At 44.8% G+C, this 2,664-nt stretch carries 1 protein-coding gene and 1 pseudogene; both read left to right on the top strand.

Going from position 1 to position 2,664, the window contains the following annotated elements; genetic code table 11:
* Window positions 1–898 (top strand): annotated as a pseudogene (locus NJ959_RS28310) (recombinase family protein); the annotation flags it as partial.
* 325 nt (window positions 899–1,223) lie between these two features.
* The gene (locus NJ959_RS28305; RefSeq protein ID WP_254015099.1) at window positions 1,224–2,618 is read left to right on the top strand and encodes a hypothetical protein; all 1,395 of its coding nucleotides are present in this window, start codon (window positions 1,224–1,226) and stop codon (window positions 2,616–2,618) included.
* Window positions 2,619–2,664: the final 46 nt, after the last annotated feature.

The raw sequence follows: 2,664 nt of genomic DNA, 5'->3' as shown, positions 1-2,664 counted from the left end.
AAGAGACCGACTCAAAACCCAACCCTCTCATCCCCAAATCGCTCCAGTAAGGGCTTGTTTATTAGCAGATTACTGCTATGCTCCAGATCTGGAACATCCCCGGTTACTACCTGTAGAAACATTTCCCCGGTGGGATAGACTAGGAAATCGGGCGACTAATGCTTATACAGAAATATTACAATGGGTGGAGGTACAGCGAGAGCAACAACAACAGCGCTTAATTCCCTCCTGCGTTGTTATTCTAGATCGCGCCATTCAGAAATTTTTGTGGAATGGTAGTAACTTACCTTACGAACAGTTAGCAGCTTTGCGAGAATTGATGGAAACTGCTCAACATTACTGGGAAGTGGATGGAAGGTTGCGACAAATTCCCCAAGAGGTAGGAAGAGGGGAAGGTGGAGGAGTGGGGGAGAATATGGCTCATTACTCTAGGATTGGTAGGAGAAAAGACGATCCTCCCCAAACTACCATTGCTCGATTCATTCAGCTATTGCGTTGCGGTACGATTACAGCAAATCCTTACCCTCTCCGTCGCTTACCCACAGGGGCAAAGAATGGGGTGACACTAGCTACAATCTTTCAATATCGCGCCCGTCGAGGTTGTCACCGTTGGCATTTTTGGCTGGATGCCGGTTCCCCTCTCTGGTTGAGTGGCGGCGCGGCGACATTGTTCGGCGCTACGCTATTTCTCCAAGATTGGTCCGGACGACCTTGGACCGAAGCCGATAAAATTGAGGCAGATGAGGAGCGGTTGCAACGAATTTTAAGGGATTTACTCGGTCGTGTCAACGAACGGGTTTTCCTCTGTCACAGCGAACTTGCTGTCAATGGTACGGAACAAACTGGCCCACTCTTGACTTTGGTTCAGGCTAGCGTAACCCTAGGGGCTAAGGGTTAGGGGGTAGGGGCTAGAGTTATAGCAACCGCCACAGCGGTTAGGACATTCTAAACTAGCAAATTTTAACAAGGGGCTGCCATCCCCTTGTTAGGACAAGGGCGGTTGCTATATACAGGATCAAACTCCCCATCGGTCAAGCGTATTACTATTATTCTAGTGTATTACACCAAGTCAGTTAAGTTCAGCCTTTGAGAATCCCCCATCTTGTAATCGGGGCAGGATGCCAACTTCCTGGCATTCTTAATCAGTTCTTGGCGACCAGCTTTTAAACTGGAGATAATTGACATTATGGTTTCACTAGTTCAAGCTAGCCTGGAGAAGCTTTATGGATTTTGAAGAGAACTATCGCCAATGCCTCGAGAAGCTCATCTGGGCTACAGATGATCTAAAAGTTGAAGTTCCGCCACCTCAACTATCTAAGATTGCCAAGATTATTGTCAAAACCATGACTGGCCCTTGGCGCTATTTCCATTCAACCGAACATATTTTTGCAGTAGGCGGTTCTACCGATGCGATGGAAGTACTCTCTGCTTTATTTCACGATATCGTCTACGTGCAAATTGATGGCAGTGTTAATTTCAACCTCTCCTATTACCTGTCTCCCTTTATTGAAGAAGATAGGGGACAACTATTTATTCGCGATCAAAGTGAGTTACCAGATGATTTAAACTTTGAGATCGTATCAGCCATGTTTGACTTTGTTCCCGGTCAAGTCTTGTATCCGCTAACTGGGCAAAATGAGTTCTTGAGTGCGGTAGTTGCTGCGAAGCTGCTGGGATCTTTTTTGGGTCCATCCCTAATTTTACAAATTGCCGCTTGTATTGAAGCAACAATTCCCTTCCGCTCCACATCAGAATCTGGTTTAAGCCCTAGCGAACTCTTATACCAGCGGATGAAGTTAACTAGTATGCAGTTCGATTTACAGTTAGCGGAAGCAGAAATGATGGCAACAGTGAAGCGAGCTGTGCGAGTCTCAAACCGAGATGTCCATAGTTTTGCCCATGGGAATTCTGCCGTTTTCTTAGCCAATACTTGGAGTTTATTACCAGAAACCAACCATAATCTCCAGAAAGCAGGTTCTTACACCGTTCGCGATTACCGAATTGCCATTCAAAAGATGGCTGGCTTTATGAGTTTTCTCAAGCCAGAATTGGTTTTTCGACAGTTTCAAGGAGAACCAGATGATGAAACCTACCAAAAAATGGTCGATCAAGCCAGCAAGAATATCGAAGTGGCAAGGCTTTATCTAGATAGCAAGCTGGTTTCCAATGCGATTATTGAGAGCCTTTCCTTGCGCTTAGGTTCCGATGTTTCTCTCTCTATTATGATGGGAGAATTACCTGATTCTGGTGTTTCGGTAGGTCGGATGGGAGATTCATTTCCTTGTATGATTAATCCCCATCAACCGACAAACTATTTGGAAAAAGAAGTGTTGGCTTTGCTGGAAGTGGGAAGAAGCAATGATATTAGTTACGATTTGAAAACTTCCCCCTTAACTGCATTTATCGTAAACCTCGTGGGATTTAATGATGTAAAAAAAATACGAGAACGAGCGCAATCCTTTTTTCAAGGGGCAATTTCTTCTGAAGAGTTTTTGGCGAGCTGCAATATTGATCTAATTAGAATTATTGCAAATGAAGTGAAAAATCTGTTGGAAAATCGTCAAGCTGCTTTATGTAGTCCCTGGGATAATTTGCCAGGTAATTTGGCATCAAGATGACATGTAGAGGTGGGAGGAGATCGTGAGAGTGTGCGGCTTTAACTGG

The organism is Limnofasciculus baicalensis BBK-W-15, from assembly GCF_024178385.1.
Lineage (GTDB): Bacteria > Cyanobacteriota > Cyanobacteriia > Cyanobacteriales > Coleofasciculaceae > Limnofasciculus > Limnofasciculus baicalensis.
This window is presented reverse-complemented; position numbering and strand designations above follow the sequence as displayed.